The organism is Bradyrhizobium sp. P3_C3 (assembly GCF_056402655.1).
Genome location: NZ_JBFUGY010000008.1, coordinates 165,479 through 183,884, shown reverse-complemented (window position 1 = coordinate 183,884; position 18,406 = coordinate 165,479). Strand labels below are relative to the sequence as shown.

At 64.9% G+C, this 18,406-nt stretch carries 27 protein-coding genes; 15 read left to right on the top strand and 12 right to left on the bottom strand.

Going from position 1 to position 18,406, the window contains the following annotated elements; translation table 11 throughout:
• Positions 1-63 precede the first annotated feature (63 nt).
• Positions 64-249, top strand: coding sequence for a hypothetical protein (locus AC1DW2_RS12155; protein ID WP_028161169.1), 186 nt, complete (start codon positions 64-66; stop codon positions 247-249).
• 16 nt (positions 250-265) lie between these two features.
• Here the strand turns inward: AC1DW2_RS12155 and AC1DW2_RS12150 are convergent, their stop codons facing one another.
• Together AC1DW2_RS12150 and AC1DW2_RS12145 are read right to left on the bottom strand one after the other, a co-directional pair.
• A complete protein-coding gene (locus AC1DW2_RS12150) occupies positions 266-514 on the bottom strand; it encodes a hypothetical protein (protein WP_231144930.1) in 249 nt (82 codons plus the stop codon).
• Between the two features lie 110 nt (positions 515-624).
• Positions 625-1,014, bottom strand: a complete 390-nt coding sequence (locus tag AC1DW2_RS12145) for a hypothetical protein (protein WP_283018709.1) — start codon at positions 1,012-1,014, stop codon at positions 625-627.
• Between the two features lie 129 nt (positions 1,015-1,143).
• Here AC1DW2_RS12145 and AC1DW2_RS12140 point away from each other — a divergent pair, with 129 nt between their 5' ends.
• Positions 1,144-1,926, top strand: a complete 783-nt coding sequence (locus AC1DW2_RS12140) for an SDR family NAD(P)-dependent oxidoreductase (protein ID WP_477006118.1) — start codon at positions 1,144-1,146, stop codon at positions 1,924-1,926.
• A 96-nt stretch (positions 1,927-2,022) separates the two neighbouring features.
• On the opposite strand, the gene AC1DW2_RS12135 is transcribed toward AC1DW2_RS12140, so the two are convergent.
• Positions 2,023-2,253, bottom strand: coding sequence for a DUF6894 family protein (locus AC1DW2_RS12135; protein WP_027530842.1), 231 nt, complete (start codon positions 2,251-2,253; stop codon positions 2,023-2,025).
• 377 nt (positions 2,254-2,630) lie between these two features.
• Positions 2,631-3,662 (bottom strand): hypothetical protein, encoded by a 1,032-nt coding sequence (locus tag AC1DW2_RS12130; protein WP_477006117.1) that lies wholly within the window; start codon positions 3,660-3,662, stop codon positions 2,631-2,633.
• 335 nt (positions 3,663-3,997) lie between these two features.
• On the opposite strand from AC1DW2_RS12130, the gene AC1DW2_RS12125 reads away from it, so the two are divergent.
• Entirely contained in the window at positions 3,998-4,615 is a 618-nt protein-coding gene (locus tag AC1DW2_RS12125) for a L,D-transpeptidase (RefSeq protein WP_166105773.1), read from the top strand.
• A gap of 67 nt (positions 4,616-4,682) precedes the next feature.
• Here AC1DW2_RS12125 and AC1DW2_RS12120 read toward each other — a convergent pair whose 3' ends face one another.
• Positions 4,683-5,114: a COG4315 family predicted lipoprotein gene (locus tag AC1DW2_RS12120; RefSeq protein WP_283018712.1), complete on the bottom strand. Its 432-nt coding sequence runs from the start codon at positions 5,112-5,114 to the stop codon at positions 4,683-4,685.
• Between the two features lie 121 nt (positions 5,115-5,235).
• Positions 5,236-5,700, bottom strand: a complete 465-nt coding sequence (locus AC1DW2_RS12115) for a MarR family winged helix-turn-helix transcriptional regulator (RefSeq protein ID WP_071917490.1) — start codon at positions 5,698-5,700, stop codon at positions 5,236-5,238.
• Between the two features lie 102 nt (positions 5,701-5,802).
• Here AC1DW2_RS12115 and AC1DW2_RS12110 point away from each other — a divergent pair, with 102 nt between their 5' ends.
• Together AC1DW2_RS12110 and AC1DW2_RS12105 are read left to right on the top strand one after the other, a co-directional pair.
• A complete protein-coding gene (locus AC1DW2_RS12110; protein WP_477006116.1) occupies positions 5,803-7,725 on the top strand; it encodes an FAD-binding monooxygenase in 1,923 nt (640 codons plus the stop codon).
• 239 nt (positions 7,726-7,964) lie between these two features.
• Complete coding sequence (locus AC1DW2_RS12105; RefSeq protein ID WP_224580733.1) at positions 7,965-8,192, top strand: hypothetical protein; 228 nt, start codon at positions 7,965-7,967, stop codon at positions 8,190-8,192.
• A 15-nt stretch (positions 8,193-8,207) separates the two neighbouring features.
• Here AC1DW2_RS12105 and AC1DW2_RS12100 read toward each other — a convergent pair whose 3' ends face one another.
• Positions 8,208-8,486 (bottom strand): DUF3551 domain-containing protein, encoded by a 279-nt coding sequence (locus tag AC1DW2_RS12100; protein ID WP_247310934.1) that lies wholly within the window; start codon positions 8,484-8,486, stop codon positions 8,208-8,210.
• Between the two features lie 36 nt (positions 8,487-8,522).
• Between AC1DW2_RS12100 and AC1DW2_RS12095 the strand changes: the two genes are divergently transcribed.
• Positions 8,523-8,804 carry a hypothetical protein gene (locus AC1DW2_RS12095; RefSeq protein WP_354131240.1) on the top strand — a complete coding sequence of 94 codons (282 nt, stop codon included), beginning with the start codon at positions 8,523-8,525 and terminating at the stop codon, positions 8,802-8,804.
• An 88-nt stretch (positions 8,805-8,892) separates the two neighbouring features.
• Positions 8,893-9,255, top strand: coding sequence for a hypothetical protein (locus AC1DW2_RS12090; RefSeq protein ID WP_166096364.1), 363 nt, complete (start codon positions 8,893-8,895; stop codon positions 9,253-9,255).
• A gap of 12 nt (positions 9,256-9,267) precedes the next feature.
• Here the strand turns inward: AC1DW2_RS12090 and AC1DW2_RS12085 are convergent, their stop codons facing one another.
• From AC1DW2_RS12085 to AC1DW2_RS12075, 3 genes are all read right to left on the bottom strand, one after another.
• On the bottom strand, positions 9,268-9,837 hold the full coding sequence (locus tag AC1DW2_RS12085) for a TetR/AcrR family transcriptional regulator (protein WP_477006115.1): 570 nt from the start codon (positions 9,835-9,837) through the stop codon (positions 9,268-9,270).
• A complete protein-coding gene (locus tag AC1DW2_RS12080) occupies positions 9,837-10,181 on the bottom strand; it encodes a DMT family transporter (protein WP_477006114.1) in 345 nt (114 codons plus the stop codon). The genes AC1DW2_RS12085 and AC1DW2_RS12080 overlap by 1 nt, the downstream gene beginning before the upstream one ends.
• Positions 10,182-10,402: 221 nt before the next feature.
• The gene (locus AC1DW2_RS12075; RefSeq protein WP_477006113.1) at positions 10,403-11,068 is read right to left on the bottom strand and encodes an O-methyltransferase; all 666 of its coding nucleotides are present in this window, start codon (positions 11,066-11,068) and stop codon (positions 10,403-10,405) included.
• 97 nt (positions 11,069-11,165) lie between these two features.
• On the opposite strand from AC1DW2_RS12075, the gene AC1DW2_RS12070 reads away from it, so the two are divergent.
• From AC1DW2_RS12070 to pdxY, 3 genes are all read left to right on the top strand, one after another.
• Positions 11,166-11,798: a TetR/AcrR family transcriptional regulator gene (locus tag AC1DW2_RS12070; RefSeq protein WP_477006112.1), complete on the top strand. Its 633-nt coding sequence runs from the start codon at positions 11,166-11,168 to the stop codon at positions 11,796-11,798.
• 107 nt (positions 11,799-11,905) lie between these two features.
• Positions 11,906-12,547, top strand: a complete 642-nt coding sequence (locus AC1DW2_RS12065) for an FMN-binding negative transcriptional regulator (protein ID WP_477006111.1) — start codon at positions 11,906-11,908, stop codon at positions 12,545-12,547.
• Positions 12,548-12,691: 144 nt separating this feature from the next.
• The gene (gene pdxY, locus AC1DW2_RS12060) at positions 12,692-13,510 is read left to right on the top strand and encodes a pyridoxal kinase (protein WP_477006110.1); all 819 of its coding nucleotides are present in this window, start codon (positions 12,692-12,694) and stop codon (positions 13,508-13,510) included.
• A gap of 5 nt (positions 13,511-13,515) precedes the next feature.
• Here the strand turns inward: pdxY and AC1DW2_RS12055 are convergent, their stop codons facing one another.
• Complete coding sequence (locus tag AC1DW2_RS12055; protein WP_477006109.1) at positions 13,516-14,838, bottom strand: M15 family metallopeptidase domain-containing protein; 1,323 nt, start codon at positions 14,836-14,838, stop codon at positions 13,516-13,518.
• 305 nt (positions 14,839-15,143) lie between these two features.
• Between AC1DW2_RS12055 and AC1DW2_RS12050 the strand changes: the two genes are divergently transcribed.
• From AC1DW2_RS12050 to AC1DW2_RS12040, 3 genes are all read left to right on the top strand, one after another.
• The gene (locus AC1DW2_RS12050) at positions 15,144-15,308 is read left to right on the top strand and encodes a Flp family type IVb pilin (protein ID WP_028169565.1); all 165 of its coding nucleotides are present in this window, start codon (positions 15,144-15,146) and stop codon (positions 15,306-15,308) included.
• A 208-nt stretch (positions 15,309-15,516) separates the two neighbouring features.
• The gene (locus AC1DW2_RS12045; protein ID WP_028161188.1) at positions 15,517-15,771 is read left to right on the top strand and encodes a hypothetical protein; all 255 of its coding nucleotides are present in this window, start codon (positions 15,517-15,519) and stop codon (positions 15,769-15,771) included.
• Positions 15,772-16,054: 283 nt separating this feature from the next.
• Entirely contained in the window at positions 16,055-16,201 is a 147-nt protein-coding gene (locus AC1DW2_RS12040; RefSeq protein ID WP_167541704.1) for a hypothetical protein, read from the top strand.
• 25 nt (positions 16,202-16,226) lie between these two features.
• Here AC1DW2_RS12040 and AC1DW2_RS12035 read toward each other — a convergent pair whose 3' ends face one another.
• Positions 16,227-16,790: a bifunctional transcriptional activator/DNA repair enzyme AdaA gene (locus tag AC1DW2_RS12035; RefSeq protein WP_477006108.1), complete on the bottom strand. Its 564-nt coding sequence runs from the start codon at positions 16,788-16,790 to the stop codon at positions 16,227-16,229.
• A gap of 140 nt (positions 16,791-16,930) precedes the next feature.
• Between AC1DW2_RS12035 and AC1DW2_RS12030 the strand changes: the two genes are divergently transcribed.
• On the top strand, positions 16,931-17,347 hold the full coding sequence (locus tag AC1DW2_RS12030) for a nuclear transport factor 2 family protein (protein WP_477006107.1): 417 nt from the start codon (positions 16,931-16,933) through the stop codon (positions 17,345-17,347).
• A gap of 76 nt (positions 17,348-17,423) precedes the next feature.
• Positions 17,424-18,344 (top strand): DMT family transporter, encoded by a 921-nt coding sequence (locus tag AC1DW2_RS12025; RefSeq protein WP_477006106.1) that lies wholly within the window; start codon positions 17,424-17,426, stop codon positions 18,342-18,344.
• Positions 18,345-18,406: the final 62 nt, after the last annotated feature.

The following is an 18,406-nucleotide window of genomic DNA, read 5'->3' as shown; positions in this document are numbered from 1 at the left end:
TCGTTGTCAGAGGCCGCGGAGCGCCAAGCCAGGCGCTGCGGTTTCCTGAACAGGAGAGCGCCCATGATATCCGAGATCCAGGTCCACACCATCGCGCGCCAGATGCTGGAAAAACATGGTTTCGCTGCGATTGCGAAGGCCGCCGAGCAGGCGCAGGCCTGTGAGGGCCGCGGCGAGGCCGATGAGGCCAAGGAGTGGCGTCACATCGAGGACGCCATGAAGATCATCCGCGGCCCGCACCAGAGCTGATCCGCGGCCAGCGCGCTCAGCGCTCCCCGCGGTCGGCGCCCGGCTGCGTAGTGCGATTTTGTGTCTGCGGCTGGGGACGCTCGCCTGTCTCTTTGCAGGGCAGCGGTTCCCACGAGCCGTCGGGTGCCTGCTGGTAAGCACTGCAGGATGACGAGGTGGATTTTTCCTCGCCTTTCTGGGCATCGGAGTTCTTCGCCAGGGCGGGCGCGGTCAGCACAGCGGCGGCCGCAAATGCGCCGGCGAAAACAAAGTGGATACTCCGCATGTGGGCTCTCCTGTTCGAATTCGAAGAGGCCGCATGGTGTCGAGGATTATGACGATAGTTGGCCGCCGCGACGGTTCCGCCACGGCGTGCTTAGCGCCGCGAGAGAGCGCCTAGCCGCCCTTGCTGCGGATCAGGCCGGCGAGGTTGGTCTTCTGGGCCTCGCACCAGCCGGGCATGCCGAGGCGGCGCTGGTCCATGTCGGTCGCCTGCGTCGCGACCGCGACCTCGGCCATCAAATCATCGTCCTGCTTCTCACCCATCTTGCCGCCGGTGTGCATCCAGGCGATCGCCTTGCGCACCTTCTCGGTGGTGCCGTCCGGCAGCTGCATCTGCTGCGCCTTCTGCACGAGGTCCTGATAGACGAGATCGGTGTTCGGACATTCCACCTTGGCGGCGAAGGCCTGCAAGACCATCGTCACATAGGTCGAGCGTGCACGGTCCGCCGCTTGGGCCGGCGCGGTGAGCAGTAACAGACCTGCGATCAGGAAACCGGTGCGCATCCTTGGTATCTCCTCCGTTTTTTTGGGAGGCTAGCGTCCGGCAAGCCACTCCGCAATGGTGCCAGGACGTATTTGTCGCTCCCCGGTACGGTGCGCTATCGTCAGCCCGTCCTGGCCACGGAGAGCGACATGAGCCTGTTGAGCACGCCGTTCGACCCCGCACGCGACACGGCCCTCGTCACCGGCGCAGGCAACGGCATCGGCCGCGCGATTGCGCAGGCGCTGGTCGGCGAGGGCGTTCGGACCGTGTTCGCCGATGTGAGCCTGGAACGGGTGAGCGCGGCGATCAGCGCGAGCGGCAGGCCTGAACTGGCGGTGCCGTGGGTCGGCGATCTCGCCAGGTCAGACGCTTGCGATGCCCTGCTGGCCGCCGCAGAGGCGCTCGGCGAGGTCTCACATTTCGTGCACAGCGCATCGCCGCCGCGGCGTGAGGCCGATCATGCGCTCGCGGTCGATCGCAAGACCTGGCAGGAGATGCATGCCGTCAATCTCGATGCCGGCTTCCATCTGGCGCGCGGGCTGGCAAAACGGTTGATCGCTGCGAAACGGCCGGGCTCGTTCCTGTTTCTCACCTCGCTGCACGCGGGCACGCCGCGCAACCTGCCGCATTATTCGACGGCGAAGGCGGGGATGGCGATGCTGGTGAAGGAGCTCGCGAAGACGCTCGGGCGTCACGGCATCCGCGTCAACGCGCTGGTGCCCGGCGCGATCGCGGCGGGCGGGTTCGTTGCCGATGCCTCGCTGGCGAAGCACATTCCGCTCGGGCGTCTCGGCGAGGCCAAGGACCTCGCGCCGATGGCGCTTGCGGTGCTGTCGAACAAGCTCTCGGGTTACGTCACCGGCGCAGCCTTCGTCGTCGACGGCGGATTGTCGCTGACGAACTGGTTCGAGCCGCCGGTGCTGGACGACTAAGGCCCCGTTCCGGTGACTCGGAACGATGCTTTTGAGTCACGGTTCGACGCGCTTTTTGCGCGAACCGGTTTCCAAATCGCTCGAAAACGCTGTGGCCTAGCGTCGCCAGGCCGGCACGGGATCGAGCGGCGTGCGATAGACCTCGTTGTGATCGCGATCGGTGACGCGCACCGCGCAACCCTTCCGTTGCAGCTCCGGCTTCACTTGCGACAGCTCGGTAGCCAATTGAACGGCGCGATCGGAAGCGACCTCGATGTCTTCGAGGATGATTCCACCCTGGTTCTTGAACTCTTCACCAACCACGAGATCGAAGGAATAGTAGGGCATTCGATTTCCCCGGTGTGACGACGTGAGCTTCAGTGGAAGTCTCAACACATCTCGGATGATACCACTGAGTCGATATTTTCGAATGAACAGGTCGCGCAATCTCTGTGCTTATGGCGCAGAAATCATGTGCAGCATTCGTGTGCGTTAAGATTTTATTAAATATGTCGACGTGATCATAAGGCATGGAATTGCAGCAGAACCGGGCTCCGGGAACCGGCAGCTGCAAGAGAAGGCCGGCGGCATAAATCCCGACGGCCTTTTCTCTTGACGGAAGACGATCGAAATATCGGTCTCCGTAATTGCCCGGACTCAACGCACCGCATCGACTCGGACAGCTTGATAATGTCGCGACAGCGACGCTGTCGCCCGCGCCTGGTCTAGCGCAGCGGCATCGGCGGACGCACGACAGGTCCGTCGTCATCGGCAACGGCTTGCGTCGTGGCGACCGGTGCTGCCGTCGGCGCGACCGCGGCAGCCTGCGAAGGTGCAGGCGGCGCGGGCGAATAGGCCGGCATGTAGGTTTGCGACACGACCGGCTTCGGCTTGCGAACCGGAGGCGCCGGAGATCGCGGCGGGAGCGTGGACACGCGCGCGCGCGGATCGACCGGCTTGGCCTCAGCCACCGGCTTTGGCGCGGGTGGTTTTGCCATCTCGCGCGCCATCTGCTCCTGCCCGGCCTTCAGCTCGGCGATGTTGGCCTTGAGCGCTTCGATCTGCTGCGCCATCGCTGCGAGATCGCGCGTCATCGATTGGACCGACTGCGCGGGATCGGGCTGTGTTGCGACAGGTGCGGCTGCTGCAACCTGAACCGGAGGCGGCGTCGCAGGTTGAGCAGCTTGATCCGCCGCTTGATCCGTTGCGACTGGCTCCGCGGGCGGCGCGGCCTGCGCAGCGGTGACCGGCGCGGCGGTCACCGGTGCCGCCGTTCGCGATGTCGAAGGCAACAGCGAAGTCAACGCAGTCAATGCAGGTGTCCATTCGGCGAGCATCTGCCTGGCCGTGTCGCCATGTTTCTCCCAGGCGACAGTGGCGGCCGCGCTTCCGCCCGCAAACAAGATCATGACGAACGCGCCGCRCAGCCATTTGCCGGCGGAGGATCGCTTCTGCCGGCGACCATCGCTGGCGGCGACGCGCACGGCGGTGTCGACCGAAGGCGCTGCCGTCTGCGGCTCCAGGACGGGACTGAATTTCGGCTCCGGATTAATGGTGCGCTCCGGCGCGAACTTCGGATCTATTTTCGGCTCTGGACGGGTTGCGATCTCAGGGGCTAACGCGGGCGCACCACTGATGGGGCGCGAAGCCAGCACCATGTCGGGTGAAATCTCAACGGCGTCGTGCGGATCGTTGTCCTTGACCGTGTCCTTCACGATCTCATCGACGATTTGCCTAGAGTTCAGCGTCGCGAGCATCGCAGCTCCTTTGAAGTCCGAGTGTTTAAAGTATGGGCGTCCGCATTGGCGCGAGCCGATCTGTCGAGGTGAACCCATCCCAAATCCGATGAGTCCGCACGATGACCCACGAGTCCAGCCGGGTTTGACCAAAGCAAGGCGAGGGGATGGAGACTGTGCGACGGTTCTTCGCCGTTTGTGGTGATGGAACCATGCCAGTCGAACACGGGCACGTGTTCCGCATTGCCTTGTTTTCAGCACGATTTGGGCAGCATCTGGCGTCGCTGGGAGCGCAACTATCCGCTATCGGGGGGCCGGTGGTGCCAAAATTTCTAATCGTATTGTTCGTCATGGCCATGCTTCCGCTCGCCGGCTGCATGCAGACGACGCTTTCTCCATCGACGGACGCGAGCATGACGCCGCGCGACCGGCAGTTGCTTGCGCACACGCCCTACGCGCAGGCGAACGTGCCTGAGCAATATCTCCGTCATATCGTCGACTACCCGCGCAAGGAGCAGCCGGGCACGATCCTGGTCGATACCGATGCGCGCTACCTCTATTTCGTGCTGCCCGAAGGCAAGGCGATCCGCTACGGCGTCGCGGTCGGCGAGGAAGCCATGGCCTTCTCCGGCGTCGCGCGCGTCGGCCGTCTGGCGGAATGGCCCGACTGGGTTCCGACAGCGGAGATCCAGGCGCGGCTCGGACCGTATCCAGCGCGCGTCGCCGGTGGCCCCGCCAATCCGCTGGGCGCGCGGGGCATCTATCTCTACCTCGGCAACAAGGACACGCTCTACCGTATCCACGGCACCAACCAGCCGGAATATATCGGGCAGGCGATCTCGTCCGGCTGCATCCGGATGCGCAACGAGGACGTGATCGATCTGTTCGACCGGGTGAAGCTGAATGCCACGGTGGTGGTGTTGCCGCCCGGGCAGAATGCACGGGTCGACGCAGGGTCTAGCTGGCGCGGCTAAGCGCAGTGCGATCGGTCATTCCACTGCTCACGAGGCTTTCGTCGTGGGCAGGGGTGCCGGTTGAGACCTAGTTCTCAGGCCGGGCAACGCGCCATTGCAGCGTCGTGGCATTGCCGTTGGCATCGCCTGGCGCCTTGTCGGCCGGCGAGGTGTAGAGCGGACGATAGCGGTACGCCCACATCTTGCTGCCGTCGTTGCGGCTGATCACGGTGAAGTCGCCGATGGCCTTGGCGTCGACCGTAGCGGATAACGGTACCCAGCTCTCGGTGCACTTGCCGTTGCAGTTCGACGTCTTGCCGGTGGTGTCGCGCTCGTAAGTGTAGAGCGTCATGCCCTTGAGGTCGACGAGCGTGGGACCCTGCTTGGTCAGGATCACCTTCGCCGGTGCGGTCGTGGCCTCGGGCTTCGGCGGAGCAGGGTCGCCACCGCCATGGCCGTTGGCAAGCGCAGGACCGGCCGAGAGCGCGATGGCCGTCGCCGCAATGAGGAACCTGAACATCCGAAACTCCCGAGCGGCAAAGTAAATCGCGCGTTAAACGCCGAATGTTGCCGACCCTAGCAGCCGAAGGTTAGTTCCAGGTTTCGCGGCACTGCGACAATTACGGATGGAAATACGGGGTTCATGCCTCCAGCTCGCGCAGCGGGGCGCGGCTGAGCTCGTTGCCGGCGGCAATGGCCTTGCGCAGCAGCCGCATCAGCTCTTCACTTTCCTTCGCGCTGAGACCGCGCAGCATGACGCGCTGGGCGGACTCCACCGCCGGAGTGATCTTGCGCAGCGTGCGTCGGCCCTCGTCGGTGATTTCGAGCTCGCGGGCGCGGCGGTCGCGGCTGGAGGCGCGGCGCTCGGCAAGGCCTTTCTGGACGAGGCGGTCGATGACCCCGGTGATGGTGGTGCGGTCGTAGGCGATCAATCCTGCCAGCGTCACCTGGTCGAGCCCCGGATTGGCCTTGATGGTCGCAAGGGCCGCGTATTGCACCGGCGTGAGGTCGAAGCCGGCTTCGCCGACCTCGGCCAGAAACACCGCCACCGCGATCTGCTGGAACCGGCGCGCCAGATGCCCGGGCATGTCGTTGTTGTCTTTCACCGAATTCTCCGTTGCGGCAGGGAAGGCGCGGATCGTTGACAAGTATACTGATAGTCAGCATACTGAGCAATATCGAAGAAGACGTTGACGGGAGAGGTGCTCATGCAATTCCATCTCAATGGATTTCAGCCGGGCGATCCTGAAATCGCCGATCCCGCCGATCGCATTCAGGCTTCGGGCGCAGCCGGGGCCGTGCCTGAAGAGGTCGATGTCCTCATCGTCGGCTGCGGCCCAGCGGGCCTGACGCTCGCGGCCCAGCTTGCGCAATTCGGCGACATCAAGACCTGCATCGTCGAGCAGAAGCCGGGCCGTTTGCTGGTCGGGCAGGCCGACGGCATCGCCTGCCGCACCATGGAGATGTTCCACGCCTATGGCTTCAGCGCGCGCGTGCTGAAGGAAGCCTATTGGGTCAACGAGACCACGTTCTGGAAGCCGGACGAACGGAAGCCCGAGACGATCGTCCGCAGCGGGCGTGTGCAGGATGTCGAGGACGGGCTGTCTGAATTCCCGCATGTCATCCTCAACCAGGCGCGCATCCATGACGGCTTTCTCGATGTCATGCGCAAATCGCCGGCCAAGCTCGAGCCCTATTACAGCCGCCGCCTGCTCGATCTCGTGGTTGATCCGGCGGCGGGTCCCGCCGACCATGCCGTGACGGTGCGCCTCGAACGTGTCGATGCCGGCAATGAGGGGAAGGTGGAGACGATCAGGGCGCGCTACGTCGTCGGCTGCGACGGCGCGCGCAGCGCGGTGCGCAAGTCGATCGGCCGCGAGCTGCATGGCGATTCCGCCAACCACGCCTGGGGCGTGATGGACGTGCTGGCGGTGACCGATTTTCCCGACATCCGCTTCAAGGCCCTGATCCAGTCGGCGAAGGACGGCAGCCTGCTGATCATTCCGCGCGAAGGCGGCTACATGGTCCGCCTCTATGTCGAGCTCGCAAAACTCGATGTCGGCGAGCGCGTCGCCAATCGCAACATCACCGCCGATGACGTGATTGCGAAAGCGCAGCGGATCCTGAACCCGCACACGCTGGATGTGAAGGAGATCGCCTGGTGGTCGGTCTACGAGATCGGCCAGCGCCTGACCGACAAGTTCGACGACGTGCCGGAGACCGGGATCGCCTCACGCCTGCCGCGCATCTTCATCGCCGGCGATGCCTGCCATACCCACAGCCCGAAGGCGGGGCAGGGCATGAACGTCTCGATGCAGGACGCTTTCAATCTCGGCTGGAAACTCGCCGCCGTCCTCCGGGGGCAGTGTGCACCGGGCCTCTTGCATTCCTATTCGGCCGAGCGCCAGGCGGTGGCGAAGGAGCTGATCGATTTCGATCGCGAATGGGCAGGAATTCTCGCCTCCGCCGCCAAGGCCGGTGGCGCCGACGCGGCGAAGACGCAGGATTACTTTGTGAGGCACGGGCGCTACACCGCCGGCACGGCGACGCATTACCGCTCTTCGCTTCTCACGGGCGCGACATCACACCAGCATCTTGCCGAAGGCCTCGTCATCGGCACGCGCTTCCATTCCGCGCCGGTTATTCGGCTCGGGGATGCCAAGCCTGTCCATCTCGGCCATGCCGCGCAGGCCGATGGCCGCTTCCGCATCTACGCGTTTTCGCCCGCGGAGGATCCCGCCGTCGCGGGATCGGCGATCCGCGCGCTGTGTTATTTTCTCGCAGAGGCCCGTGAATCGCCGGTCCGTCGCCATACGCCCGCTGGAGCCGACATCGACAGCGTGATCGACCTGCGTGCCGTCTTCCAGCAGGATTATCGCGCGCTCGCCGTGGAGGCGATGCCGGCGCTGCTGCTGCCGCGCAAGGGGCGACACGGCTTGATCGACTACGAGAAGATGTTCTGTCCGGACCTCAAGAGCGGCCAGGACGTTTTCACCATGCGCGGTATCGATCGGAGGGCTGGCTGCATCGTCGTGGTGCGCCCCGACCAATATGTCGCGCAGGTTCTTCCGATCGACGCTTTTTCTGCGCTCGCGGCGTACTTCGACGCGTTCATGCTGCAAGCGAGCTGACGCTCAAACAGCCCTGGCGTTGCCAACGAAAGCCCGGTCCTCGCGCCGGGCTTTCCGTTTGGTTCGAGTCAGGTTCCCGGCTTGTCCAATTTAAGAAAGTTCTTCGCGGGCAGATTTCATCGATCGTAATATGTGTACTCAAAGCTGTAAGCATCCACTCGGGGCAGCGGGGCAACGGGAGGATGACGATGAGACAGAGCCAGGCGGAGACGCGCCGCCAAAATGTCGCGAAGCGGTCGATGACCAAGGAGGCCAAACAGCTGTCCAGCCTGATCGCCGGGCTGCGCAAATCCCTCGACGGTATTCACAAGGAGCGGACGAGCACGAAGCTCACCGGTGCCGAGATGGGCATGCTCGACGAGCGCCGCAACAACCTGCTGCTGACCATCGCAGCGTTGGACGACCGTCTCTCGGCGGTGCAGGGGCTGATCGATCTCGGCCGTCCCCATATCATCCGCGTCCACTGAGCGGATCGCAATATCCTAACGGTTCCGTCGCGGCGGCGATGGACCCGGGCCCGGTGGCCGGCTCCGCAGGGCATAAGGGTTGGCGTAGCACTGGGCGGACTGCCCGGAAGCAGTCGCGGCGCACTGCGCGATCGACGTGAAGCTGCAATCGATGCTGCTGCCGTCGATGGTGTAGATCTCGATGCAGACGGGATAGCGCGGATCGTAGGTCTGCGCCCGCGCAGGTGCGGTGGCAAGCAGCGCCACGCCAGGCAAGCCAGCGACAAGCAGAATCGCATTTTTGATGCTGCGCACGATCAATCTCCGTCGTTCAGTTGGAACCAGGGCACAATGCTGCCGTCGATGGCACCAAATTGCCACGCTCCCGGCGAATTGCCGCCAAAGCCCGCTGCCACGAGGGAGCGGGTGCAGAGCGACGCAAGGGGATGCGCATTGGCCTATAAAATGGTCGCAGAACGCGACAATGAGAAGTGCAGTTTTGCCCGCGAGAGCCGGTTGCTCATCGTGGCGAAGGCAAAAGTATGGGCGAGCGAGGGATGGAAGGTCGTCATCACCGACCCGGACGGCAAAGCCTACACTCCGCCCGAATTCGATCAGCTATCGGCGGCGTGACCGCGCGACGGGGCCGATTCTTCTTTTGACGCGTTTTCTTTACGCGAACCGGAATCCACTTCGCTCGAAAACGCTCTAGGGGACGACATTGATTTCGCTGTTTCGACCGGGGCGCGACGTGATCGCGCCCCTGGTGACTCTCGCAGCCGCGGCGCTGACGGTGACGGTCGCGTCCGCGCAAAATCTCGATGCCGGCAAGCCGGCCGCAAAGCTCTTCGCGGACGGCTGCGCGACCTGCCATCGCAGCCCGCGGGGATTGGCGAAAGGGCGCTTCAGCCTGACGCTCGCCTGGTTCCTGAAGGACCATTACGTAACCAGCGCCGACTCCGCCAAGGCGCTCGCCGCCTATCTGGTGTCCGTCGACGAACCGCCGCCGCGCGCGGCGGCCAAGTCCGGTGCAAAGCCGGCCAAATCCGCGCCGCGTCCGCCCAAGGCAGTGCAGAGCCAATAGCTGTCGTTCCGGTTATCCGCGCCGATAGGTCTGTGCGATCAGGCGGTCGTGCACGGCACGCAACTCCGCGCCCATGCGCGTCTGTCCCGTCGTGATGCAGGACAGCCAGGCGCCGTCGGCGGCGAGGCGCACGACGTGGAGTTCGGGCGCCGCGTCGGTCGTACGGTGACGCTTCAGGCGCGCCTTCATCCAGTCGTTCCAGAGCCGGCGCAGGGACGGATCTGTGACCACGACCATGCTCAGCGCCGCCCAGGGCGTCGCAAAGCCGAAGGCCTTGCCGGTGAAGACCGCATTGACATAGGCCCGCGTAAAGCTGCCGCGCGGCTTCGGGTCGGCTTCGATAGCGGCGTCGATCTCGGCATCGACGCGGCCGAGGAGATCGGCGAACAGGCCCTCGATCAGCGCCTGCTTGCTGCCGAAATGATGGAACAGCCCGCCCTTGGTGACGCCGGCCGCCGCCGCCACCGCCTGCACCGTGATCCCCGATACGCCGTGATCCATGGCGATCGCCGCGGCATGGTCGAGCAGGGCGCGCCGGACCTGCTCGGGCTGCTTGGCGCGGGTGTAGGCGCTGGCCGGCATCAACGCGCCGTCGTCTGCGAGAACAAGTTGATGACCACGACCCCTGACACGATCAGCCCGATGCCGACGAAGGCCGCGGCGTCCAGCATCTGGCGGAACAGCACGAAGGAGACGGTCGCGGTCAGAATAATGCCGACGCCGCCCCAGATCGCGTAGGCGATGCTGAGCGGAATGACCCGGATCGCCACCGACAGCGCGTAGAAGGAGGCGACGTAGAACAGCACCATGGCCAGCGTCGGCCATGGCCGCGTGAACTGCGCGGACTGCTGCAGGAAGGCGGACGCGGTCACCTCGAAGACGATGGCGAGGGCAAGCGCTGCGTAGGCATTGAAGGCGGAGGTCATGGCCGGCTCGGAATGGGGCGCGAAAGATACCGCGCGGTAGGTATGTTTAGCACGCGGAACATGGCTTTTGGCGGGTGAAGGTATCACGTGTGAGTGACGAGCCTGCGACAGGGCGGAGCCTGTTGGCGGCGGTTTGCCGGAGTTTTGGCTGTTTCGCCGAGGAGACGAAGCCGCCGCGCGACAGATCGCACGACGGCCCAGAGTGCCCATTTTATGCAGCGCTAGCTGATCCGCACGGAGAGCTCGACGTCTTCGGCGAAGGGCGTGGACATGTAGCCGCTTGCGGGCCTGCGTACGCGCGCGAGATAGTCGGGGCTGTCGTCGGCATTGTCGGCGACGATGATCGCGCCCGGCTTGAGATGGCCTTCGACCAGATCCAGGATCTCCGGGTAGAGCGCCTTGGCGCCGTCGAGCAGCACGAGGTCGATCGTGTCGGGCAGATCGGCGCTGAGCGTCTTCAGCGCGTCGCCCTCGCGGATTTCGACGAGATCGATCAGCCCGCCGGCCGAAAGATTGTCCCGTGCCCGTGCCGCCTTGGACGGCTCGAACTCGCTGGTGATGAGGCGGCCGCCGCCATTGTCGCGCAAGCCTGCGGCAAGGTGCAGGGTCGAGATGCCGAACGAGGTGCCGAACTCGACGATCGCCTTGGCGCGCGAACTGCGCGCCAGCATGTAGAGCAGGTGACCCGTCTCGCGAGAGACCGCGAGCGGTGCGTCCTTCAAGCGTCCGTAGAGGTCGCGGTAGTCGGTCTTGCTCCGCATCATCCGCGCGCGGTCGGCGTCGGACAAATCGGCGACGGCGGCATGCGTTGCGCCCCTGGTTGTGTCGGCCTCGTCAAACAGGCGATCCAGCAGCGGCGCAAGCGTTGTGATGGTCGGGGTGGTCATTTGGTGTCTCCGGAGTTCGCGAAGAAGCGCGTGCTTGCGCAGGGATTGAAATACGACTAATTCGTCGCGTTTCCTATTCGCATTGCTCGAGCACGCCATGGCCGACCGTCGAAGCCGTTCAATTTCCTCACGAAAACAGCCGCAACAGGCCCGATCGAGCGGGCTGGTGGCCGCGATTCTGGATGCCGCTGTTCAGGTCCTGGCAAAGGAAGGGGCGCAGCGTTTCACCACGGCACGGGTCGCGGAGCGGGCCGGTGTGAGCGTCGGATCGCTCTACCAATATTTTCCGAACAAGGCGGCGATCCTGTTCCGCCTTCAGAGCGACGAGTGGCGGCGCACGAGCGAGCTTTTGCGCGGGATCCTCGCGGATCCGGAGAAGCCGCCACCGGCGCGGCTGCGTGCGCTGGTCCACGCCTTCATTCGTTCCGAGTGCGAGGAGGCCGCGATCCGCGTCGCGCTCAGTGACGCTGCACCGCTGTATCGCGACGCGCCCGAAGCGCAGGACGCCCGGGCAGCCGGCGAGGGGATCGTCGCCGCGTTCATGCGGGAGGCGCTACCGAAAGCCTCGGATGCGACGCGTATCCTCGCCGGCGAGCTCATCACGGCGACGCTGAGCGACGTCGGCAAGAGTTTTTCGGAAGAGACGCGGAGCGAGACGGAGATCGCAGCCTATGCCGATGCCATGGCCGACATGTTCTGCGCCTATCTTGCGACGCTGGCGCGGCGCTGAGGCATTGCTGATATCGGCGTTTGCGGGCCGATTATTCTTCAGATTTTGCAGGGTCATGGGTTAGCCTTCGCTCGCCGTTCCCTATTCGAGCCATCGAGCGCCGCGCCATGCATCTGCTTCGTCCCCAGTTTCGCATCGAGGAGCAGTGGGCGCTGGAATTTGCGGGGCAGCGTGGCTTCGGCATGATCGTCGCGGCGGACGAGCACGGTCCGCGCGCCTCGCATGTGCCGTTCGTGCTGGTCGAGCGCAACGGGCAGGTGATCGTGCAGATCCATTTCACCGCCAAGAATCCGCTCGTGTCGCTCGCAGACGGCACGCGGCGCTTCCTGCTGATCGTTGCCGGCGACGACGCCTACATCTCCAACGACTGGTACTCTTCGCGCGACAATGTCTCGACCTGGCTCTACGAGGCCGTGCACCTGTCGGGCGTGGCGCATCTGCGCGAACTGGACGAGAACCGCGGGCATGGCGATGCGCTGCTTGCGGTGTCCGAGGCGCGGTTGCCGAAGCAGCCCTGGGACCTCGCGCAAATGGAGCCGGGCAAGCGCGAGAGCATGCTGGCTGCGATCCGGGTCGTCGATCTCGTGGTCGACACCGTCGAGGGGCAGGCCAAGCTCAATCAGCACAAGAGCGATGCGGACCATGTCGCGATCGCCGACCGGTTGGCGCGGTCGGAGGAGACGGGGCACCGGCGGCTGGCGCGGAAGATGCGGGCGCTGCGGCCGGGGCTGGGGTATGAGATGCTCTAAACTTGTAGCCCGGATGGAGCGCAGCGTAATCCGGGATTCATGCCGCGATCTGAGAACCCCGGATTGCGCTTCGCTCCATCCGGGCTACGCCAGCCGTTCCTGCTACGCTTGCTTCGCTCAGCATTTGATCTTACGGACCTCTCAATGCTCGTCATCTCCATTCAAAGCCAGGTGGTCCACGGCCATGTCGGCAACAGCGCGGCCGCCTATGCCATGCAAGCGGAGGGCGTGAACGTCGCGGCGGTGCCGACGACGCTGCTGTCGAACCATCCGCGTTATCCGACGTTGCGCGGGCGGGTGCTGGAGACCGAGCTCGTCGCCGATCTCCTGAAAGGCGTCGAGGAGCGCGACCTCGTCGACGAGGCCGCGGTGCTGGTCACCGGCTATCTCGGCTCGCCGGGCAACGCGGCTGTGATCGCCGACTTCGTCGAGCGGGCGCTGACGCGGAATTCGAAGCTGGTCTATCTCTGCGATCCCGTGATCGGCGATGACGGCCGCGTCTATGTTGCCGACGGCATTCTGGACGTGGTGCAGCACCGGCTGCTGCCGGCCGCCAACCTGACCACGCCGAACCAGTTCGAGCTCGAGCTGCTGTCGGGCGTCACGATCGCGGACACGCAGAGCCTGCGCACGGCCTGCGCGGCGCTGGCGGGGCAGCGTCGCATCGATGTCGTCGCAACCGGCTGCACGCTCGCTGACACGGCAGAAGGGCAGGTGGAGACGATCCTGTGCGCCGACGGCCAGCTGTCGCGCTTTGCGACGCCGCGGTTGCCGATCCGCCCCTCAGGCACCGGCGATCTCCTTGCCGGCCTGATTGCGGCGCATCTGGCCAAGGGCAAGGCGATGCAGGCGGCAGTGCGGCTTGCGGTCGAAACCATCTTTGCGGTGCTGGTGCGCACGCAAGACGCAGGCACCGCCGAGATGCGCCTCGTACCGCTGCCGATCCTCGGGCGGAAGCCGTAACAGGGTCAGGTCGCGCGCTTGCCGGCCGATTGCGCCGACTTCTGCGGCTTGGCCAAACTCTTCTGCTCGCGCGCGGCGTGTGTCTTTCGCAGCTTTGCGTGGGCCGCGGCCCGCATCACCTTCTTGGACCTCACGTTGGTCGCTTCCTTGCGGTCTCCCGTGCCACGCTTCGAGATGTATTCCTGGCCGTCGACCGGGCCGACATGCGGCGGATCGCGGCCGAGATAGGGCCGGCCAATGCCGAATGCCTTGCCGTTGGCGTCGACCCACTTCCACAGGATTTCGGTCGAGACCCAGCGCTGCGCGCGGTTGTTGCCCTGGGTGCTGACGATGTCGGCCGCCATGCCGTGGCCGTAGCCACCGCGCGTGCTGCCGCCATGATAGGAGCGGTCGGAAGCGGCCTTCAGGCCGCTCGCGATCGACTGGCGGTAGTCGTCGCGGAACGCGCTGGTGATGCCCGGCGACAGGCCGGCGGACTCGGCTGCGAGCAGCATGCGAAACAGCTTTCGCTTGAAGCTCTTGTCCATGCCGCCGATGACGTAGTCCATCATCGGCATGCTGGCGCGCTCGGCCGCTTTCGGATCCTTCCAGCCAAAATCCTGATCGACCAGCTTTGTGAAGCTGCGCATCACCGTGACCATCTTGCCCCTGCGCTTGATGGTGACGGGGCGGCGGTCCTCGACCTTGATCGAATCCTCCTTCGCGGTGCGCTGATAGAGCGTCCACAGATAGCGGTCGATGCAGGCGTCCATGACAAAGCACTCATCGAGCACGGCGACGGTGTCGGCCGGCGGCGACGGCTTGCTCGCGGCGGGCGCTGGGCCGGTCGCGATCGCCGCGGGCGACAGCGCATCCGTCGTCACAATCTCGGTGGGATCGGCGGATGCGAGCTTGATGACGGGCTCCGGTGCGGGTGCGGATTCCGCCGGCGCAGCCTCGCTGAGGACGGGCGCCGGTTCAGGCGAAATCTGTAGCGCCGGCGGCGCTTCCGCCGGCAAGATCAGCGCCGGATCGGCCGAGGCGAGCTTGATGACGGCGGCGGGCATCTCGGCTGTCGCGGCCTCGGGGGCCGGATCCGGATTCGGCGTCGCAGCGACAGCGGCTGCGATATCGGCGGTCAGGGCGATGCCATCCTCGATGGCCGCAGCATGCGGGACGTCGGCGAGCTCGAGCCGGCCAAGATCTTTCGCGCGCGACGCGGCGGAAGCATTGGCACTGCTTTTCTCGATGAGGGCCGGAGCGTAGGCGGACAGGGAGAGCGCCAGCCAGCCGGCGAGAACGGCCGAGGGGCACGAGACCGCCACCAGAAGAGACCGCCGATCATTCATGATCCCTGCCTCCAAACGGTTCTGTTCGAACCAATCTTGCATAGCCATGCACGCGACGCGTCGATTGTTCGGAGGATGGTGTGGCGGCGCAATGGCGCAAATGGGCGAAATGGGGCTTTTCGGGCGGGTGTTGCCGAGGTGCAACGCGAGTTCCCTGCGGTTTAGGGCGGCAAGTGGCTGAAAAGCGGCAGCCATTCATTGTCATCAAATTGAAGGGATTGAATTTACTCAATCTTGGATTGCGGCTTGGTATCTCTCCCGTGCCGGCAACGTGCGGTAGAGTTGGAAGGATGCGAGTTGTGAAATTGAAATGCCTGCTGACCGAATTTGCCGCCGATGAATCCGGCGCCACCGCGATCGAATACGGTCTGATTGCAGCCGGTATCGCGTTGGCGATCATCGAGATCATCTATGCGCTCGGCACCAATCTCGTCGCAAAGCTGCAATCGCTGGCGACGGCGTTGAAATAAGCCGCGTGGACGCGGGGGCATGTGCTCGGTGGCTGACCGCCGCCCATAAAAGTGTCATGTCGCGTCCGGCGGGGCTTCGACCAAGCGCTTGTGCGCATTGCACATATTGCCATGCAGTGGGCGCGCTATTGCAATGCAACATAGCATGTCGCAATGCAGCAAAACGCGCTTAAATGTGCTCCGAACCTTCCACTCAGGAGCATCACCAATGAACAAGAAGACTCTGTCGATCGCCGCCGCCATCCTGACGATCGCGGGCAGCACTGCGGCCTTCGCCGCCGAGCTGCCGACCTATGAGGCCAACGGTTTCCCGGTCTCCCCCCTGCAGGTGCGCGTGCTCGGTGCAGCGCATGTCGAGCAGCAGGCAACCGTGCCGACCACGGTCGCTTCGGTCCACCAGGCCCGCGTGCTGACGCCGCGCAAGGTCAAGACCGCGGACGTCACGACGGGCACGGCCCGCTGATCTCAATCGCTTGAAGACATGAAACAGGCTCGTCTCCTCCCGAGCCTGCATGGACCGCGTTCCCTTTCCGGAGCGCGGTCTTATTTTTGAGACGCGAGCCACGTTCTGGCGCGGCCGTGCGCGGGTTGAGAAAGCTGCGGCAAGAAAAATCGCCGTCGCGCGCCGATTGTGGACGGCCGTTCAAGACGCGTGTGATCTCTTTAATAGTTGCTTTGCAGATCGCGGCGCCTGATGCGGGCGCCGCTTAGTGGCGGCCAAAAACCGTTTTCATAATGGAGCCGTCATGCCCGTTGCGCAAAAAGCAGTTATTGCCACCACCTCGCCGCGCGCGTTTATTCTCAGGCATCTTGCATTGTTCGCAGCCGCCGCGCTGTTCGTGTTCGTGCTGAGCCTGACCTATGGGCTCGATCTCAGCCCCGGATTTTTCTGAGCGAACTTGCGCAGCTCGATTCGGGCTACGCATGTTTCGATGAGCGCAGATTGGACGGCGATCTTCCATAGAGCTCGGCGAACGCGGCGTTGTATCTCCGCAGGCTGCCGAAGCCGGCCTGAAACGCGATGTCGGTCATGGTGTGTTCGCCGCCATCGAGCAGGCGTTTTGCGCGCTGGACGCGCAGCGTCTTGGCAAGCTGCTGCGGCGTCGCGCCGACATGACGTTCGAACAAGCGCGCCAGGTGACGCGAGGAGATGCCGAGCCGCATCGCGAGCGTCACCACCGAATCTTCATCGAGCGCGCCCTCGTTGATCAGCTTCACCGCGCGTGCGACCGTCGAACGCGTGCCGTTCCAGGCCGGGCAGAACGGCGCGGTTTCAGGGCGGCAGCGCAGGCAGGGCCGGAACCCCGAGGCTTCGGCCGCGGCTGCCGTCGGGTAATAGACGACGTTGCGCGTCAGCGGCTGCTTGGCCGGACAGACCGGGCGGCAATAGATGCCCGTGGTCTTCACCGCCGTGAAGAAGCGGCCGTCATAGCGGGGATCCCTGCGCAGGCGCGCGGCGTTGCAATCGTCAAAACTCAGCATAGCCGGATGATAGCGCATGCCCGCGCGGGCGGAAGGGCCGCGGGATGACCGAGTCCGATTGTGGCGAGCCGCAACGCGCATGGCGGCCTAGAAGGCGGCCCTCGATGCAAGCCCCCTCAATGCCAGTTCTGGAGCGCGCCGTGACCAGCCCGAAAGACATCGTCCTCAACGCCTGGAAGACCTTTTCGTCGCGCGATGCCGGCCGCATCGCCGCACTGTTCACCGACGATGCAGAATGGATCGCGCCGAAGGGCAACGCCACCGCCGTCGCGCTCGATCACACCGATTACATGGTGGGCGCGCAAGCGATCGCGCGCTTCATCGCGCAGGAGATGCACAGGATGTTTTCCGAGATCGATATCGCCTTCCGCGGCGTCTACGCCGACGGCGATGTCGTGATCGTGGAGGAGCGGATGCGTGCCACGCTTGCGGGCGGCAAGCCCTACGAGAACGACTATTGCTTCGTGTTCACGGTGGCCGGGGACCGTATTCGCGAAGTGCGGGAATACATGGACACGCGCAAGGGATGGCGGATGGTGTTCGGCGAGGAGGCATGACGGTTGGGCTACGCTGCGTGCCAGACCTGCAACGGCGTGGGTTGAGGCGGCTCACGCACTGACATAAGGCTTGCCCATGGATCAGCGAACGAGCGGCGCTGACGCTCTCATTCAGAAGAACGATGCGGCGCCGGCGTTACTCGGCGTCGTCTGCGGCCTGTCGGCTGCGCTGTTCTGGGCGCTGGGCTTTGCCGGCACGCGGCACGGGCTCAAGGTCGGTTTCACCCCGGTCGATCTGCTCGTGCATCGCTATGTCTGGTCGGGCATCGCGTTCCTGCCGCTGGTCGCACGCGCCGGCATCGGTGATCTCTGCGGCATCGGTTGGGGCAGGGGCCTTGTGCTGATGGTGCTCGGCGGTCCCGTGATGTCGCTGATCTCCTACACCGGATTCCTGTTCGTGCCGCTCGGCCACGGCAGCGTCATCCAGCCTTCCTGCGCGACGCTCGGCGGCCTCCTGCTCGCGGCGGTCGTGCTGAAGGAGCACATCTCCGCGTCGCGCCTTGCCGGCGCCCTGGTTATCGTCGGCGGCCTCTGCGTGATCGGCGCGGAATCGATCGGCCATATCGGAGCCGACGGCGTGGTCGGCGATCTGACCTTCGTGCTCACCGGATTCATGTTCGCCGGTTTTGGCGCGCTGCTGCGGCACTGGCGCGTCTCCGCCGTGTCGGCCGCGCTCGTCATCAACGTGCTGTCGCTGCTGCTGTTGCCGATCTATCTCGCCACCGTCGGTCTCGCCCATGTCGCGGCGATCGGTGTGACCGAGAATGCCATTCAGGCGCTGGCGCAGGGCGTGCTCGCCGGCCCCGCCGCGCTTTATCTGTTCGCCGTCTCGGTTCAGCGCCTCGGCGTCGCCCGCGCCGCCGTGATCCCGGCCTGCGTGCCGGCGCTGACGCTCCTGGTCGGCTGGCTGCTGCTCGGCGAGCCGCCGACGATGTTGCAGGTGGCGGGCCTGGTCACGGTGCTGTGCGGGTTCTATCTGGCGCAGCGGCAGCGGTGATCGACTAGCCTGGAGCGGAACCGAAGTCCGGGACCGAAAGGTGCGGCAACATTCCGGATTAT

Bases quoted from the DNA above. Each gene is read 5' to 3' on its own strand.
- AC1DW2_RS12040 (WP_167541704.1), top strand. From the start codon at position 16,055: ATGCCCGTTGCGCAAAAAGCAGTTATTGCCACCACCTCGCCGCGCGCG.
- AC1DW2_RS12025 (WP_477006106.1), top strand. From the start codon at position 17,424: ATGGATCAGCGAACGAGCGGCGCTGACGCTCTCATTCAGAAGAACGAT.
- AC1DW2_RS12110 (WP_477006116.1), top strand. From the start codon at position 5,803: ATGCAATTCCATCTCAATGGATTTCAGCCGGGCGATCCTGAAATCGCC.
- AC1DW2_RS12075 (WP_477006113.1), bottom strand. From the start codon at position 11,068: ATGACCACCCCGACCATCACAACGCTTGCGCCGCTGCTGGATCGCCTG.
- AC1DW2_RS12135 (WP_027530842.1), bottom strand. From the start codon at position 2,253: ATGCCCTACTATTCCTTCGATCTCGTGGTTGGTGAAGAGTTCAAGAAC.
- AC1DW2_RS12085 (WP_477006115.1), bottom strand. From the start codon at position 9,837: ATGCCGGCCAGCGCCTACACCCGCGCCAAGCAGCCCGAGCAGGTCCGG.
- pdxY (WP_477006110.1), top strand. From the start codon at position 12,692: ATGCTCGTCATCTCCATTCAAAGCCAGGTGGTCCACGGCCATGTCGGC.
- AC1DW2_RS12140 (WP_477006118.1), top strand. From the start codon at position 1,144: ATGAGCCTGTTGAGCACGCCGTTCGACCCCGCACGCGACACGGCCCTC.
- AC1DW2_RS12065 (WP_477006111.1), top strand. From the start codon at position 11,906: ATGCATCTGCTTCGTCCCCAGTTTCGCATCGAGGAGCAGTGGGCGCTG.
- AC1DW2_RS12045 (WP_028161188.1), top strand. From the start codon at position 15,517: ATGAACAAGAAGACTCTGTCGATCGCCGCCGCCATCCTGACGATCGCG.
- AC1DW2_RS12035 (WP_477006108.1), bottom strand. From the start codon at position 16,790: ATGCTGAGTTTTGACGATTGCAACGCCGCGCGCCTGCGCAGGGATCCC.
- AC1DW2_RS12125 (WP_166105773.1), top strand. From the start codon at position 3,998: ATGCTTCCGCTCGCCGGCTGCATGCAGACGACGCTTTCTCCATCGACG.
- AC1DW2_RS12155 (WP_028161169.1), top strand. From the start codon at position 64: ATGATATCCGAGATCCAGGTCCACACCATCGCGCGCCAGATGCTGGAA.
- AC1DW2_RS12070 (WP_477006112.1), top strand. From the start codon at position 11,166: ATGGCCGACCGTCGAAGCCGTTCAATTTCCTCACGAAAACAGCCGCAA.
- AC1DW2_RS12145 (WP_283018709.1), bottom strand. From the start codon at position 1,014: ATGCGCACCGGTTTCCTGATCGCAGGTCTGTTACTGCTCACCGCGCCG.
- AC1DW2_RS12055 (WP_477006109.1), bottom strand. From the start codon at position 14,838: ATGAATGATCGGCGGTCTCTTCTGGTGGCGGTCTCGTGCCCCTCGGCC.
- AC1DW2_RS12095 (WP_354131240.1), top strand. From the start codon at position 8,523: ATGCTGCCGTCGATGGCACCAAATTGCCACGCTCCCGGCGAATTGCCG.
- AC1DW2_RS12120 (WP_283018712.1), bottom strand. From the start codon at position 5,114: ATGTTCAGGTTCCTCATTGCGGCGACGGCCATCGCGCTCTCGGCCGGT.
- AC1DW2_RS12080 (WP_477006114.1), bottom strand. From the start codon at position 10,181: ATGACCTCCGCCTTCAATGCCTACGCAGCGCTTGCCCTCGCCATCGTC.
- AC1DW2_RS12150 (WP_231144930.1), bottom strand. From the start codon at position 514: ATGCGGAGTATCCACTTTGTTTTCGCCGGCGCATTTGCGGCCGCCGCT.
- AC1DW2_RS12105 (WP_224580733.1), top strand. From the start codon at position 7,965: ATGACCAAGGAGGCCAAACAGCTGTCCAGCCTGATCGCCGGGCTGCGC.